The organism is Halorubrum sp. DM2 (assembly GCF_901686465.1).
Classification (GTDB): Archaea; Halobacteriota; Halobacteria; order Halobacteriales; family Haloferacaceae; genus Halorubrum.
The window spans coordinates 2,118,380-2,133,240 of record NZ_LR594487.1 but is presented as its reverse complement, the minus strand read 5'-3'; the positions used below and the strand labels follow the sequence as shown (position 1 = coordinate 2,133,240).

The following is a 14,861-nucleotide window of genomic DNA, read 5'->3' as shown; positions in this document are numbered from 1 at the left end:
CACCGCGATCCGCGACGGGAGCCGTTTCGGCCTACTCGACGATGATCGCGCCACGGTGACCGACCTCCCGGTGGGGTCCGCAGGCGTACCGGAAGACGCCGGTCTCGTTGAACGTGTACTCGAAGTGGACGCCCGGCTCCGCGTTGATCGTCGCGCCGTCGATATCGGCGTCCTCGAAGGCGACGTCGTGTGCTCCGCCCTCGCCGGTCCACGACCAGCGGACCGTCGTTTCGGTCGAGACCTTCACCGCGTGCGGGTCGAACGCGAAGCTCCCGCCGTTGCCTTCCGCCCCGGTCGTGATCTCGACGAGGTTCTCGCCCGTCCGATCCGTGACGCTCCCGTCGTACCCGTTCGTATCGACCAACCACTCGTCGACGGCCGGATACCCGCTCGACGGCGCGGATTCGACCACGACGACGCCCTTCATTCCCGCGTCTGCCTGCGGCTCGCTGACGTACCGATACACGCCCTCCGACTCGAAAGTGTACTCGAACGTCGTCCCCGTTCCTCCGTCGGGTCCGCCGCTGTCGAACGTCCCGTCCGTGGCCACGACGTTGTGTTCGTCGTCGCGTCCGGTCCACTCCCACGTCACCGTCGTGCCGGGCGCGACCTTGATCGCGGGCGGCGAGAACGACTTCGAGTTCGATACGTCGAGATACACCGTCGGCGGGTCGTCGAACCGAAAGTCCCGCATCTGGGGAGTTCGCGGGTCGTTGGCCGTCGCAAGCCAGTTCTCCAACGAGTCGGTACCGTGCTCGTTCGTCGTGGGGCCGGACTCAGCGTTCGCCGTGTGTCGGTTCCCGAGAGCGACCAGAGAACCGAGGCCGACGACGGTACTCGCTCCGAGGAACGCTCGGCGGTTGGTGGAGGGCATATCCACTCAGAAGTTCGCTCGTGAACATACAAACGTGGGAGCCAGTTCCAAGATAGTTAGAATCGTGAGGTATCCCGGGATGACTCGACCGAGATCGACGACCACCACCGCCGGACTAAAAAAAGGCCGAATATATGAGGCACAGGGGACAGGGGCGGCCAGTGCTTCGGTCGACACGCAGTGACTACGTCGAACGCCGGCCCGATCCGAGAGCGCGCCGCGTCGACCGCCGAGCGGGCCGGGTCAGACCTGCTTTCGGCCGTCGACGCCGTCAGAGAGCGACGCGGCACCGTCACCGTCACCTGCCGCTACCGGTGCGCGACCGGGACGGCGTTCGGCGGCGAGTGGCGCGGCGTGCCGGTGGCACCGCTCCTCGACGCCGCGCCGGCGGACACGACTCACCTCCGCGCCGAGTCTGCGGACGGGTACTGGGCACACGTCGCGGTGCGGAAGGCGTTGGACGCGGTCGTCGCGACGGAGCGCCTCGACGGGCCGGGGGAGGGGCTTCCGCGGCTCGTCGGCCCCGAGTTCGACAGCTCGCGGACGGTGCGAGACCTCTCCGCGCTCGTCCCCGTCGCGCTCCCGCCGGGGACCGACCCGGAGACGGCCGCGGTCCGCGACGACCGGTCGGGGGCAGACGCGGCCGACCGCGACGGCGACGGACCGATGGAACCCGCGGGGAACGACCCATGAACCTCACAGGCCACGATCGATCCGAGACGGACGACTCGCCGTCGACCGACGGACGGTTGCCGACCGTCGTCGGCGTCGCGGGGCCGAGCGGTGCGGGGAAGACGACGCTGGTCGAACGCCTCGTCGACGCGTTCGCCGCGGAGGGGCGGCGCGTGGCGACGGTGAAGTCGATCCACCACGCGATCGAACCGGACGATCCGGGGACCGACACCCACCGCCACCGGACCGCCGGCGCGGCGGCGACGGTCGGGATCACACCGCGGCACGCCTTCGAGATCAGCTCGCACGACCTCAGGTCGACCGGAGACACCGAGGCGACCGGCGACGCCGACGCCCGGAAGCGGACCGCCCTCCGAGACGCGGTGGCGCGGTTTGCGGCGGCGGGCCACGACCTCGTGGTCGTCGAGGGGTTCACCGAGGTGCCGATCCCGACGGTCCTCCGCGGCGACGCCGACCCGGAGAGCGTCGCCGGCGAGGTGATCGCGGAAGGTGACGAGCCGTTCGACGCGGTCCGCGAGGCGGTCCGCGCCGTCGACCCGCCGAAATCGCTCGGCCGAGCCGACCCGACCGAACCGAACGCGACCGACACCCAACACAGATGAGCGACGACACCCGCGACGAGACGGAGGAACCGGACGCGACGAGAGACGAGGAGTCGCAGCGGGCGGGCGACCGGGGCGGCGACGACGCCGGCCACGACGGCGACGGCGGTCCGCCGGGCGTCGAGACCCGCGAGGGGCCGCCGACGGACGACCCGAGTCGGAACTACCGGCCGATCGACTTAGAGGAGACTGGGAAGGGCGCGCTCCCGCGGAACCACCCGCGCTGGAGGACGGTCCGGGCGGGCCGCCGTCGGGGGGATCGCCGCAAGGAGGGTCCCCGCAGGGAGGATCGCCGCCGGGCGGCCCCGCCGGGCGCGACATCCCGGACGCCGAGCGGATCCAAGACCGGATGGTCCGGGAGATCCGGTCGATTGACACGCCGCGGGGCGACCCCGTCTCCGCCGAGGTGCTCGCCGATCTCACCGTCGACGACGGCGTGGTGACGGCGACGCTCGACGCCGGGGGCCTCGACCCCGCGGTCGCGACCGCGGTCGGCGAGCAGGTCCGCGGGGCCGGGCTGGCGATCGACGGCGTCGACCTCGTCAGGATCGAGAGCCCGGAGCGGAGCCGCGTCGAGGGGGAGCTCAGCCCGGAGGGCGTCGACCACGTCCTCGCGGTCGCCGGCGCGAAGGGCGGCGCGGGCAAGAGCACGGTGACGATCGCGCTCGCGCGGGCGGCTCTACGAGGCGTTAGCGACCGCGTTCGACCGCCCGCGGGGGACGGCCGCCGACGCGGAGCGCGACCCCGACCCCGACCCGACCGTGTTGGGCGAAGTCATCGCGGAGGCGGCCGCCGCGGTCGTCGGCGACGACGCCGACGGCGGCGACGCCCGGTCGGAGCTGCTCGACGCCGCGGTCGCGGTCACCGACCGGCTCCCGGACGATCCGAGGGACCTCGAACGCACCTTCGCCCGGACGTTCGGGGTCGAGACTGACGGCAAGGTCGACCGGTACGAGGTCGCGTACGCGCCCGGCGGCGTGACCGTCAACACGGACCGGATGGCCGACGCGGCCGGCTTCTACCGGGCGTTCGGGCTGGAGAACGCCGACAGCTCGCGCGACCGCGCCGACGCGGTCTCCGTCCAGTTGGAGTTCCGCTCCCATCTCGCGGCCAAGCGCGCGTACCTCCGCGAGACGGGCGACGAGACGGGCGTCGAGCGCGTCACCGACGCGACGGCCGCGTTCGTCGAGGACCACGTCGGTCGGTGGTGCCGCGGTTCGCGGCCGACGTCCGCGAGGCGGCCGACGGGGGGCCGTTCCCGGCGCTCGCGGACGCGCTGGAGGCGTTCGTCGACGCCGAAAGCGAGCGCCTCGGCGTCGCTCCTGCGGTGTTCGAGGCGCAGCCGGACGGTCCCGTCGAGAGCCTGACCGGCGTCGACACCAACGCCGACGGTCGGCTCGACCTCAGTTGCGGGTCCGGGGGCGGGACGGAAGCGAACGCCGCGACCGGCGCGGAGGGGCTCGGTCCGGGCGGCGCGCCGAGCGACCACCCGGCGGCGACCGGCTGCGGTGCCGCCGGGCGCGAGGACTTCGCCGGGTCGCCCGGCCAGCGCGCGGCGACCCCGGAGCCGCCGAACGAGACGCCCGATCCGGACGCGGAGAGCGTCGCCGACGCCGCGGACGGCGAGACCACGGCGTCCGAGGGGCTACCGAGCGAGCCGCCGTCGAACTGACCGCGGCGATTCGCGTGTTACTCACCCACATGGTAACGAACTTTTAAGTTGAACGGTTTCGATAGCATATAAATGCGATGACACGGCCCACCCGGCAACGGGATCACGACCGGCAGCGCGTGGGGGACGGGGACGCCGAGGAAGCGGAGTTCGACGTCGAGGATGTCGAAGATGTCGATGAGCTGGACCCCGAGGACTTCGATCCGGAGGATCTCACCCGGACGGCCGACGGGGAACTGATACACGAGGAGACGGGACTCGTCATCGAGGACGAGCAGATCGATCCCGGCCCGGAGTGGCGCGCGTTCAACCACAACGAGCGACAGGAGAAGTCGCGCGTCGGCGCGCCGACGACGAAGACGATGCACGACAAGGGGCTGACGACGACGATCGACTGGAAGGACAAGGACGCGTACGGTCGCTCCATCTCCTCGAAGAAGCGGTCGCAGATGCATCGCCTGCGGAAGTGGCAGGAGCGGATTCGGACGAAGGACGCGGGCGAGCGCAACCTCCAGTTCGCGCTCTCCGAGATCGACCGGATGGCCTCGGCGCTCGGCGTCCCGCGATCGGTACGCGAGGTGGCGTCCGTCATCTACCGACGGGCGTTGAACGAGGACCTGATCCGCGGCCGCTCCATCGAGGGCGTCTCCACCGCCGCCCTCTACGCCGCCTGCCGCAAGGAAGGGATCCCCCGCAGCCTCGAAGAGATCTCGGAGGTCTCGCGGGTCGACCGCAAGGAGATCGGCCGAACGTACCGGTACATCTCCCAAGAACTCGGCTTAGAGATGCGGCCGGTCGACCCGAAGAAGTACGTCCCGCGGTTCTCCTCGGAGCTGGAACTGAGCGAGGAGGTCCAGTCGAAGGCCAACGAGATCATCGAGACGACGGCCGAACAGGGACTGCTCTCCGGGAAGTCGCCGACGGGATACGCCGCGGCCGCCATCTACGCGGCGTCGCTTTTGTGTAACGAGAAGAAGACCCAACGCGAGGTCGCCGACGTGGCCCAAGTCACCGAAGTCACCATCCGAAACCGGTATCAGGAGCAGATCGAAGCGATGGGCATCCACAGTTAGGCGTCGGCCGACCCGCGTTTCGCCGCGCCGACCGCCTTCCGGCTCCGGCCCGGTCCCGCCGCTCCGCTCGGCGCGGTCCGTTCGCGTTTCCCGTTTCCTCCGGTCGCCAGCAACGTTCAAGCCGCCGCGCCGCCAACGCCGATCCGAATGCGGCTCGACGAATTCATCGAGTTCGAGGCGAACGAGCGCGCCGAGCGACGGCGACTCGCCGCCGAGAAGGACTACGGCATCCTCGACCACCTCGACTCCTTCGAGCGGCGCTTCGACGAACACGTCTCCGACGACGCCGTGGTCGGCAGCGTCTCGCCCTCCATCTTCGTCGGCCGCGCAGACTACCCGAACGTCTCGACCGGGCTGCTCTCGCCGGTCGGCCGCGAGGAGCGCGCGGCCGCGTTCGAGACCTCCGCGGCGTGGTACGACGAGGGGGTCTCGATCACTGACGTGTTCGACCGCCGGACGAGCCTGCTCAACTCGACCCGCGGGGTCGACGTGGCGGACGCGGGCACGACGAGCGGAGCAACATCGGTCGGCGGCGGGAGCGGTTCCGCCGAGAGCGTCCACGACGCGTGGAACGGCTGGCTCGGCGTCCAACGCGAGGTCGCGATCGCAGACCGCCCGGTCGACGTGGAAATCGGACTCGACGGGCGACCTGACCTCGACTTCGAGGTCGGCACGGAGGACATCAAGACGCCGACGGGCCCGCGCGCCGCGGCCCGGACTGCCGACCTCGGCGAGAACCCGCACGTCCCCCGACCGGTGAAGAAGACGCTCGAAGACGACGACTGGCGCGCGGAGGGCGCGATGACGTTCCTCTACCGCCGCGGGTTCGACGTGTACGAGATCAACACGATCCTCTCCGCGGGCGCGCTCGGGCGAGGAGAGAACCGGCGGCTCGTCCCGACTCGCTGGTCGATCACGGCCGTCGACGACACGGTCGGGCAGTTCCTCCGCGGCTCCATCCGGTCGAATCCGGCGGTCGACGGGATCGAGGTCCACCGCAACGAGTACCTCGGCAACGCCTTCTGGGTGATCTTAGTTCCGGGGCAGTGGGAGTACGAGCTCGTCGAGATGAAATCGCCCGGCTCGATCTGGAACCCCGACCCCGAGGCCGGGGTGTACCTCGCGGCCGCGAGCGAGGGCCGCGAGGGGCGCACCGGCTACGTCGAGGAGACCGCGGGGGCCTACTACGCGGCCCGGCTCGGCGTCTTGGAACACCTCGACGACCGCGGGCGACAGGCGAAGGCCTTGGTCCTCAGGCACGTCTCCGACGACTACTGGGGACCGGTCGGGGTCTGGCAGGTCCGCGAGGCCGTCAGAAACGCCTTCGACGGCGAACTCGGGACCGCGGAGACGTTCGGCGAGGCGGTCCGCGGCGTCGCCGACCACCTCCCCGTCTCGCTGGCGCGCCTCCGCCGGAAGTCGACGCTCGCGGCCGGACTTCAGGCGAACCTCGGAGACTTCGTCGATGCGGGGTGAGCCGGGGCGGGAGACGCGGCCACCGCCCCGATCGTTTTTGTCACGTTGTCGAGTGGGTAGCCCATGGTCTCACCAGTCCTCGCGTTCGGCGGCGTCCCCGGCGGCCCGGAGCTACTGATCCTCCTCGTGGTCTTCGCCCTCCTGTTCGGCGTACCCCTCGTCGTCATCGCGGGAGTGGTGGTGTTCCTCAAACTGCGTGCCGACGGCGAGGAGGTGGACACCGACCGCGTCGCGGAGTTGGAGGCGGAGGTCGAACGGCTCCGCGAGAAGGTGGACGACGAGCCGGACGACGGCGACGCCCGATCGTGAACGGGCGGGATTTCGGACCGCCGGACGACCCGGACACCGACCGCTATCTCTGGCCCGGTCAGTCCTCCGCCCAGTAGTACAACTCCTCGCGGGGCGCGTCACAGCTGGGGCAGTTCGCGGGAAGCTCCCCGCTAATTTCGCCCATCTCGCCGCACTTCCAGCAGCGCCACATCACGTAGGCGGTGCCGAACACGTCGCGCACCTGAGTGAGCGGCAGCGACTTCGTCCCCGCCGGCGAGGAGACGTAGAAGCCGTCGTCGTCGACCCCCCGGACGGTCCCCAGCTCCTCGCCCGAATTGTCGTACACCGTCTGTCCGATGCTCACGTCGGCGAATTCGGGTTCTTCGGTGGCCATGCGCGCGAGTACGCGCCGAACCGAGTTAAATCATGATCCTCGTTGACAGGGAACAATCTTCCGTCGCGGTGGCGCGCCCCGGTGAGCGGCCCGAAGGGCCGCGAACCGACGGTGCGAGGGAGTCAGTCGCCGGAGCGAAGCGGAGGCGACTGACGAGGCTGGGGAGGCGTGAGGTGCGGTGCTGTGCGGAGCGGGGCGGGACTCGAAGGGGCAGCCGCGAGGGTGTTCGTCCCGATCGGTGACTTATAAGCAGTTACGTACAGCCGAGCGACTAGGGCTTCGAGAGTGTTCGTGTGCCCACTGTCGGCGAAGTATCGGCGGGCGACGAAGGTGACAACGGTCGCAGTTACGAGACGCCGATCGGTAGGTTCGAATTCGTCAGGCGACGGGCGTGCGCTCGACGACGGTGCCGTCGACGGTCGGGTACTGCTCGACGATCTCGCCCTCCGCTAAGTCGCCGTCCTCGACCATCTCTTCGAGGAGCCACCACGCGACCTCGACGTGGTTCGACTTGGCGGTGTAGAACTCCTCGGGAACGCCGAGCGCCTCGAACCGCTCGGCGTCGGCGAACGCCTTCCCGTAGACGAGGGTGCCGTCGTCGGTCACCTCGTCGAACTCGCGGCGGATGTTCTTCGCCATCCGCTTCAGGCGGTTCCGGTGTTGGGCGGCGTCTTTGAACACCGAGGTACAGAAGTACACCTTCTCGTGGCTCGCCATCTCTTCGAGGATGGCGTCGTCCTTCGACCCCTCGACGGCGGACATGTGGCCCTCCTGTAGCTCGAACCCCTCCTCTTGCATCCGGCGGTAGTTCCCGTCGGACATCTCGAACTCGTTGATGTTACAGAACTCGGCCGCGCCCTCGTCTAAGAACTCTAGAAACTCCGGCTCCGCGCGGATGCCGGGGATCTCGAAGGCGGGCGTGAGGCCCTCCTCGCGGGCGATGTGGAGGATCTCCTCCCACTCGCTGCCGTGCATGTCTCCCCACATCTCTACGGGCGGGTGGAAGCGGATCTCGTCGAGCCCCGCCTCCGAGAGGCGGCGCATGTTCTCGCGGCCGCCCGTGATCCCGGTGTAGAGGTGCGTGTGGTGGTCCTCGCCGAACTCGTCTTTCAGCAGTTCGAGGTACCGGGTCGTCTTCGCCATCGCCTCCTGCGGTTCGCCGCCGGTGATCGACGTGCCGAGCGCGCTCATGCGCTTGGCCTCTTCGATAACGTCCTCGTCGGACTCCACCTTCCGCTCGTTGGCGTACACGTCGGTGACGTTCTTCCGGTTTTCTCCGAGGGGGCAGTAGAAGCAGTCCCGCTGGTCGCAGTAGCCGTAGACGAACAACACCATCTTGCCGCCCTTGGCACACTGTTCACAGCCCTTGGAGATCATCTATCTCCCTTTACCGGCCGCGGCCTCAAAAAGCGTCCGAACCGCGCGTTCCCGGGAGAGCCGTTGTCACGGCCCCGTCCGTCGGCGGCCGAATCGCGCCGAGTCGGCGAGCCGTCCGAACACAAAGTATGTACCCCCACAGGAAGGACCGACGAGCATGAGATCCGGTGAGACGCGCGATTCCGACGACGAGAACCGCTCGACGACCGACGCGACAACCCGTCGGGGCGCGCTCGGGCTCGCGGGCGCTGTCGGCCTCGCGGGCCTCGCCGGCTGCACCGCGCTCGACGTGGCGACCGGCGGCGAGCCGGCCGAGTTCACCGCCGGCACGGCGACGGTCGCCGACGGGACCCTCTCCGACACCGGCTACGAGCTGAACGACGTGAGCGAGGAGACCCTCTCTCGGGAGGTCGAGGCCGCCGGACAGACCCGGGAGGTCCGCGTGACGAACACCGTCGCCGAGTACGACAAGGCGGTCGAGCTGTTCGGCGAGCGCTATCAGGCCGCCGTCTTCGCGGCGGTGACGACGCCGCGGATCGAGGTACTCGGGCAGGCGCTCAACCCCGTCGCCGAGTTCAGCACGCGTGAGCGGGCCGAGATCATCCTGAACCGCTTCGAGAACGTCGGCGACTTAGAGCGCGGGTCGGAGTACACGACGACCGTCCTCGAAAGCGACGCCGACGTGGTCGTGTACACGGCGCAAGGCGAGATCGAAGGCACCGGCGCGAGCACCGAACTGGAGCTTCACATCGGCGAGCCCGTCTCGGTCGACGACGACTTCGTCCTCCCGCTCGCGGCGTATCCGGCCGCGTTCAGCGACGGCGAGAACGTCCGGCTCATGATGAACGGGATCGAACACGAGTCGGACTGACGGGTCGCCGCCGCCCCCGACTCTCGGCTCGACCGGGTCGCGCCCGCGAGGGGCGCGCCGTCGCGAGCCGAAAACATATCCCGACCCCTCGCGTAGCCCGGGATGATGCTGCTCGTCCTCTGTGTCGACCTCGACGACGACCTCGGCCGGAAGACGGGGATCCCCACCCCCGTCATCGGCGACGAGGACGTCACCGAGGCCGCGGTCGCGCTCGCGACCGCCGACCCCGAGGACTCCGACGTCAACGTGCTCTTTCAGGGCGTGAACGTCCACGACGAGCTGGCCGCCGAGGGCGAGGTCGTCGAGGTCGCGGCCGTCACCGGCGTCGACGGTCCCGACGTGAAGGCGAACCGCGCCGTGGGCCAAGAGGTCGACCGCGTCCTCGCCGAGCTGTCGACCGGTGAGGAGGTCTCGGCGGTCGTGATCACCGACGGGGCGCAAGACGAGTCCGTCCTCCCCGTGATCCGCTCGCGGATGCCGATCGACGGGATGCGACGCGTCGTCGTCCGGCAGGCGCAGGACCTCGAATCGCTCTACTACACGATCAAGCAGGTGCTGGCCGACCCGGAGACCCGCGGAACGATCCTCATCCCGCTGGGCGTCCTCCTACTGATCTACCCGCTCGTCGTCGTCGCGAACCTCTTCGACGTCGCCGGCGCGGCGGTGCTCGGAATCTTATCCGGCGCGGTCGGTCTCTACTCGCTGTTCCGCGGGCTGGGACTCGAAGAGACCGTCGACGGCGCGGCCGAGAGCGTCCGCAACGTCCTCTACACGGGCCGCGTGACCCTCGTCACGTACGTCGTCGCGCTCGCGCTGATCGTCGTCGGCGGGGTTCAGGGGATCGACACGGTCGACGCCGTCCGCGGCGTTCAGGGCGGGTCGCTCGCCGGCGGCACCGCCCTCGCCGCGTTCGTCCACGGGTTCGTCCAGTGGCTCAGCGTCGCCGGCGTCACCTCCAGTCTCGGTCAGATAACCGACGAGTACCTCGCCGGGCGGTTTCGGTGGCGCTACCTGAACGCGCCCTTCTACGTGGTGTCCATCGCCGTCGTACTGTTCGCGGTCTCCGGGTTCTTCCTCCCGGACGCGCCGGGCGTGACGGCGCTCGGACTCTCGGAGCTGGCGATGGCGCTCGCGGCGGGGACGCTCATCGGCGTGTTGAGCACGCTCACGTTCGCGGTCGCGGAGTCGCAGCTGCCGTCGGCGGACCCAGTGTGAGGAGAGGCGTCCGCGAGGCGGAGCGAGGCCGACCGATCTGTAGGGCGAAACGGGGGCCGTCAGTTAGCGCGGCGTCCAGGAGTCGCAGGCCTCCATGTCGTCCATGAGCTCGTCGTAGTGCGCGCAGTAGGGGCGCATCCCGTCGTCGGTGCGGACGTAGTCGAACTGCGCGCAGTTGCCGCAGTAGGCGTCGCCCGGTCCGTCGCGCGCGGCGGGGGAACCGGGCGAGGGCGCGGCGTCGGGCGTCGCCGGCGACGACGGGGCGTCGGTCGGGCCGGTATCGTCGAGCGGCGAAGAGATATCGGTGTCGGCGCTGCCGCCGTCGCTCACGCCCGCCGAACCGAGACCGGAGCGGCCGTCGGCTCCCGACTGACCGCTCGTCCCGGAGCGGCTCGTCTCGCCCGGCTGCCCTGTCGCGGCGTCGTCCGGGCGGTTCGTCTGGGTCTCGACGTCGCCGTCCGGCGTCCCGCCGAGGAGACCGACGCCGCCGCGGCTCCCGAGCTGATCGCGGGGCACCTCGACGACCTTCGTCTCCCCCTTGTGGGTCACCTCCATCGTGACGGTGCCGCCGGGGTCGTTGCGGGTCTTGAAGTTCGCGACGCCGACGAACACGCTCCACAGGGTCGTCGCGGCACCGAGGAAGTACAGCCCGGTGGTCGGCAGCGTGAGATCGGTCAGCTCCGGCCGGGGGCCGCCAACCCAGTGGTAGGGGTACGCGTACGCGAACAGCGCCACGCCGAGACACATGACGGCCGCACCGACGACCGCAGCGACGTAGGTGCTGCGTTCGGCCGGCAGGACGGCCATCACGCCGAGCAACACGAGCGGGAGCCCCACGCCGCCGAGGATTCCACCGAGCCACCGGGCGTCCGCCGAGGTGTAGCCGCTCGGTATCAGCACCTCCGCGGCCACGAAGAGCCCGACGACGAGCAGCAGCGTTCCCGCGACGAACGACCCCACACCGAGATAGAGCTGACGCGGGTCGACCCCGGAGCGCCCTCGCCCGCCGTACGCCTCCGAGAGACTGGTCATAGGCGGGGTACGTCGTCCACCGTAAAAACAGTACGTCAGACGATCACGAATCTGAGCGAAACGGACGGCGACGCGGGCGCGCTCAGACCAGCGCGTCCACGTCGACGTGGTCGGCAAGCAGTTCGGCCATCCGGTCGACCGTCCGCACGTCGCGCGTGCGCCCGCCGCGGACGACCGCCTCGGCGCGGTCGATGGCGGTGACCGTGTCGGTGTTCACCGCCAGCACGGGCTTTCCGGCCTCCGCGGCCTTGCCTAACACCGCGCCCGAGGGCCGGTGGCCCCCGGTGAGGACGAGGCAGGCGACGCCGGAAGCGTCGAGCGCGGCGGTCTGGACGTCGGCGCGGTCGCCGCCGGTGATAACGGCGGCGTCGCGGGCGCGCCGGAAGTACCGCAGCGCCTCGTCGCCGCCCATCGCGCCGACGAGGAAGCGCTCGACGAACCCGTCGGTCGGCGCGTCCGTGAGCAGCTCGGCACCGAGTTCGTCGGCGAGTTCGCCGACCGTGACGCCCGCCAGCTCCTTCTCGTGAGGGATCGCGCCGAACACCGTGATCCCGCGGGATTCGAGAAACGGGATACCGTCCTGGTCGAGCGACTCGAAGGCGTCGTCGGACACCTTATTGAACACGACGCCGGCGAGGCGGTCGCCGAACGCGTCGGCGGCCGCCAGCACCTCGTCCAAGTCGTTCGGCGAGCCGTACTCGGCGACGAGGACGACGCGCGCATCGAGCAGCTCCGCCACGTCGACGTCGGTGAGGTCGACGACGCCGCCGGTGGTCCAGCGGCCACCGCCCTCGACGAACACCTGGTCGTGGTCGGCCGCGATCGCGTCGTACTCCTCGCGGATCCGGTCGCGGAGCGCGTCCGGGTCCTCGGTGCCGCGGACCGCGCCCTCGACGAACGTCGGCGAGTAGACGACCGGCTCCATCTGGTGCATCTCGGCGTCGAGACCGAGCACCTCGCGGGCCAACATCGGGTCCTGATCGAGCGTCTTGCCGACGTTCGACTGGAGTCGAGTGCCCTTCGGCTTCATGTAGCCGACGCTGCGGTCGCCCTCTGCGGCGAGCCGCGCCAAGGCGACGGTGATCGCTGTCTTTCCGGCGCTGTCTCCGGTCGCGGTGACGAGTGTGGTGGGTGTATCAGTCATTGTCGAGTACCTCCGGGGCGGGTTCAGCCGCGTCGGGGTCAGGACCGTCGAGTTTCTCCGGGTCGACGGTGAGTCTCACGTCGACGGCGGCGGCGTTCGTGCCGCCGTCGTCGTCGGGCAGTGCGACGAGGGGGTTGATGTCGAGTTCGAGGATGGCCGGGAAGTCGGTGACCAGCTGCGAGAGCCGGCCGATCGTCTCGATCACGGCGTCGACGTCGACCGGGTCGCGGCCGCGGGCACCGCGCAATAGCGGTGCCGACTGGATCTCCTCGGTCATCTCGCGGGCCTCCGGCTCGGAGACTGGCGCGACGCGGAAGGTGGTGTCTTCCATCACCTCCACGAAGATACCCCCCAGTCCGAACATCAACAGCGGCCCGAACTGCGGGTCGCGGTTCATGCCGACGATCGTCTCGACGCCGTCCTCCAAGTCGACCATCTCCTGTACCTGAACGCCGAGGACCGTCGCGTCCGGCTGGTAGTTGCGCGCACGGGTGATCAGGTCCTCGTAGGTGTCGGCCACGTCGTCGTCGCTCACGCCGACGGCGACGCCGCCGATGTCGGACTTATGCAGGATGTCCGGCGAGACGATCTTCATCACCACGTCGCCGTCGACGCCGGCGGCGACCTCGCGGGCGCGCTCGGGCGAGTCGACGATCTCGCCGGCCGGCGTGGGGATGCCGTAGGCGTCGAGCAGCTCCATCGCCTCGACGCCGAGGCGGTTGTCGTCGCGGTCGCGCACCGTTTCGAGTATCTCGCGGGCGCGCTCGCGGTCGACGTCGAACGACATCGGGGAAGTGTACTCGCGTCCCTTGATGTCGCGGTACTCGGCGAGCGTCGCGAGGCTGTCGATGGCGCGCGCGGGGTCGAAGTAACAGGGGATCCCCTGCGCCTGAAGTCGCTGTTTCGGCTCGCGGGTCCGGTCGCCGCCCATCAGGCAGGCGGCGACGGGGGCGTCCATCTCGGCGCTCACGTCGGTGATCGCGCCCGCCAACTCGTCGAAGTCGATCGTCGCCGTCGGCGCGGCCAACACGAGGGCGGCACCGACGTTGTCGTCGGCGACGGTGGTTTCGAGCGCCTCGCGGAACCGCGCCACGTCGGCGTCGCCGATCACGTCGACCGGGTTGTGGATGTTCGCCTCCTCGGGCATCGACTCGGCGAGGGCGTCCGTCGTCTCGCGCGTGAACGACGCCATGTCGAGATCGGCGTCGCCGACCGCGTCGGTCGCCATCACCCCCGGACCGCCGGCGTTCGTGACGATGGCGACGCTGTCGGTGTCGGGCAGCGGCTGGCTCCCGAGGATGCCCGCCGCGTCGAACAGCTCGTCGACCGACTCCGCGCGGATGACCCCAGCCTGATCTAACCCGGCCTCGTACGCCTTATCGGAGCCGGCGAGCGTGCCGGTGTGCGAGGAGGCGGCCTGCGCGCCGGCGCTCGTCCGCCCCGACTTCACGGCGACGATCGGGGTGTCTCCGGTCGTCTCGCGGGCGGTCTCGATGAACTCGCGGCCGTCCTCGATCCCTTCGAGGTAGCCGATTATCACGTCGGTCTCCGGGTCCGACCCCCAGTGGTCGACGAAGTCAGTCTCGTCTAAGACCGCCTTGTTGCCGAGCGAGACGACGTCTTTGAAGCCGATCCCGTTGTCGTTGGCCCAGTCGAGGACCGCCGTGACGAACGCGCCGGACTGGCTCATAAAGGAGAGCCCGCCCGGGAGCGCGTTCTCCGGGCCGAACGTCGCGTTCATCCCGGAGGGCGTCGACATGATCCCCAGACTGTTGGGGCCGACGAGGTTGAGGTCGTACTCGTCGGCTATCTCCGCGAGGCGCTGCTCCCTCGCGGCCCCGTCCTCTCCTGTCTCGCCGAACCCGGCGGTGATCACGACGACGTTCCGGACGCCGGCCTCGCCGCACGCCTCGATCGCGTCCAACACGATCGAGGGGGGCACGACGACGACGGCGACGTCGGCGTCGGCGTCGGCGACCTCGTCGACGCAGGGCGTCCCGAGGACCTCGTCGTAGTTCGGGTTGACGGGGACCGTGTCGCCGTCGAAGTCGTCGAGGAGATTCGACGTGACGGCGCGACCGACGGCACCCTCGCGGGCGGTGGCACCGACGACGGCGACCCGGTCCGGGTCGAACAGCTCGTTGAGCGTACCCATCAACGCGGAAGTA

The 14,861-nt window shown here is 69.9% G+C and carries 16 protein-coding genes; 10 read left to right on the top strand and 6 right to left on the bottom strand.

Features of this window, described 5'->3' with window-relative positions:
* Positions 1-31: 31 nt before the first annotated feature.
* The gene (locus tag QOL69_RS10770) at positions 32-874 is read right to left on the bottom strand and encodes a halocyanin domain-containing protein (protein WP_283403154.1); all 843 of its coding nucleotides are present in this window, start codon (positions 872-874) and stop codon (positions 32-34) included.
* Between the two features lie 180 nt (positions 875-1,054).
* Here QOL69_RS10770 and QOL69_RS10765 point away from each other — a divergent pair, with 180 nt between their 5' ends.
* The 8 genes from QOL69_RS10765 (at position 1,055) to QOL69_RS10730 (ending at position 6,699) form a co-directional block, all read left to right on the top strand.
* A complete protein-coding gene (locus QOL69_RS10765; RefSeq protein ID WP_283403153.1) occupies positions 1,055-1,567 on the top strand; it encodes a molybdopterin-binding protein in 513 nt (170 codons plus the stop codon).
* The gene (mobB, locus tag QOL69_RS10760; RefSeq protein WP_283403152.1) at positions 1,564-2,169 is read left to right on the top strand and encodes a molybdopterin-guanine dinucleotide biosynthesis protein B; all 606 of its coding nucleotides are present in this window, start codon (positions 1,564-1,566) and stop codon (positions 2,167-2,169) included. Before QOL69_RS10765 ends, mobB begins: the two co-directional genes overlap by 4 nt.
* Positions 2,166-2,612 (top strand): hypothetical protein, encoded by a 447-nt coding sequence (locus QOL69_RS10755; RefSeq protein WP_283403151.1) that lies wholly within the window; start codon positions 2,166-2,168, stop codon positions 2,610-2,612. The genes mobB and QOL69_RS10755 overlap by 4 nt, the downstream gene beginning before the upstream one ends.
* 318 nt (positions 2,613-2,930) lie before the next feature.
* Positions 2,931-3,536, top strand: a complete 606-nt coding sequence (locus QOL69_RS10750; protein WP_283403150.1) for a molecular chaperone TorD family protein — start codon at positions 2,931-2,933, stop codon at positions 3,534-3,536.
* Positions 3,497-3,841, top strand: coding sequence for a hypothetical protein (locus QOL69_RS10745; RefSeq protein ID WP_283403149.1), 345 nt, complete (start codon positions 3,497-3,499; stop codon positions 3,839-3,841). Before QOL69_RS10750 ends, QOL69_RS10745 begins: the two co-directional genes overlap by 40 nt.
* A gap of 77 nt (positions 3,842-3,918) precedes the next feature.
* On the top strand, positions 3,919-4,914 hold the full coding sequence (locus QOL69_RS10740) for a transcription initiation factor IIB (protein ID WP_048077959.1): 996 nt from the start codon (positions 3,919-3,921) through the stop codon (positions 4,912-4,914).
* 147 nt (positions 4,915-5,061) lie between these two features.
* Positions 5,062-6,390 carry a DNA repair protein NreA gene (gene nreA, locus QOL69_RS10735; RefSeq protein WP_283403148.1) on the top strand — a complete coding sequence of 443 codons (1,329 nt, stop codon included), beginning with the start codon at positions 5,062-5,064 and terminating at the stop codon, positions 6,388-6,390.
* Between the two features lie 63 nt (positions 6,391-6,453).
* On the top strand, positions 6,454-6,699 hold the full coding sequence (locus QOL69_RS10730) for a preprotein translocase subunit TatA (RefSeq protein ID WP_283403147.1): 246 nt from the start codon (positions 6,454-6,456) through the stop codon (positions 6,697-6,699).
* A gap of 58 nt (positions 6,700-6,757) precedes the next feature.
* Here the strand turns inward: QOL69_RS10730 and QOL69_RS10725 are convergent, their stop codons facing one another.
* Positions 6,758-7,054: a DUF7130 family rubredoxin-like protein gene (locus QOL69_RS10725; protein WP_283403146.1), complete on the bottom strand. Its 297-nt coding sequence runs from the start codon at positions 7,052-7,054 to the stop codon at positions 6,758-6,760.
* Between the two features lie 378 nt (positions 7,055-7,432).
* Positions 7,433-8,431: a radical SAM protein gene (locus tag QOL69_RS10720; protein ID WP_283403145.1), complete on the bottom strand. Its 999-nt coding sequence runs from the start codon at positions 8,429-8,431 to the stop codon at positions 7,433-7,435.
* Between the two features lie 157 nt (positions 8,432-8,588).
* On the opposite strand from QOL69_RS10720, the gene QOL69_RS10715 reads away from it, so the two are divergent.
* Positions 8,589-9,302: a DUF6517 family protein gene (locus tag QOL69_RS10715; RefSeq protein WP_283403144.1), complete on the top strand. Its 714-nt coding sequence runs from the start codon at positions 8,589-8,591 to the stop codon at positions 9,300-9,302.
* Positions 9,303-9,407: 105 nt separating this feature from the next.
* Positions 9,408-10,517, top strand: coding sequence for a DUF373 family protein (locus tag QOL69_RS10710; protein WP_283403143.1), 1,110 nt, complete (start codon positions 9,408-9,410; stop codon positions 10,515-10,517).
* Positions 10,518-10,580: 63 nt separating this feature from the next.
* On the opposite strand, the gene QOL69_RS10705 is transcribed toward QOL69_RS10710, so the two are convergent.
* The 3 genes from QOL69_RS10705 to QOL69_RS10695 form a co-directional block, all read right to left on the bottom strand.
* Positions 10,581-11,549, bottom strand: a complete 969-nt coding sequence (locus QOL69_RS10705) for a cell division protein CdpA domain-containing protein (RefSeq protein WP_283403142.1) — start codon at positions 11,547-11,549, stop codon at positions 10,581-10,583.
* 82 nt (positions 11,550-11,631) lie between these two features.
* Positions 11,632-12,693: a phosphotransacetylase family protein gene (locus tag QOL69_RS10700; protein WP_283403141.1), complete on the bottom strand. Its 1,062-nt coding sequence runs from the start codon at positions 12,691-12,693 to the stop codon at positions 11,632-11,634.
* Positions 12,686-14,848 carry an acetate--CoA ligase family protein gene (locus QOL69_RS10695; protein WP_283403140.1) on the bottom strand — a complete coding sequence of 721 codons (2,163 nt, stop codon included), beginning with the start codon at positions 14,846-14,848 and terminating at the stop codon, positions 12,686-12,688. The genes QOL69_RS10700 and QOL69_RS10695 overlap by 8 nt, the downstream gene beginning before the upstream one ends.
* Between the last annotated feature and the right edge of the window lie 13 nt (positions 14,849-14,861).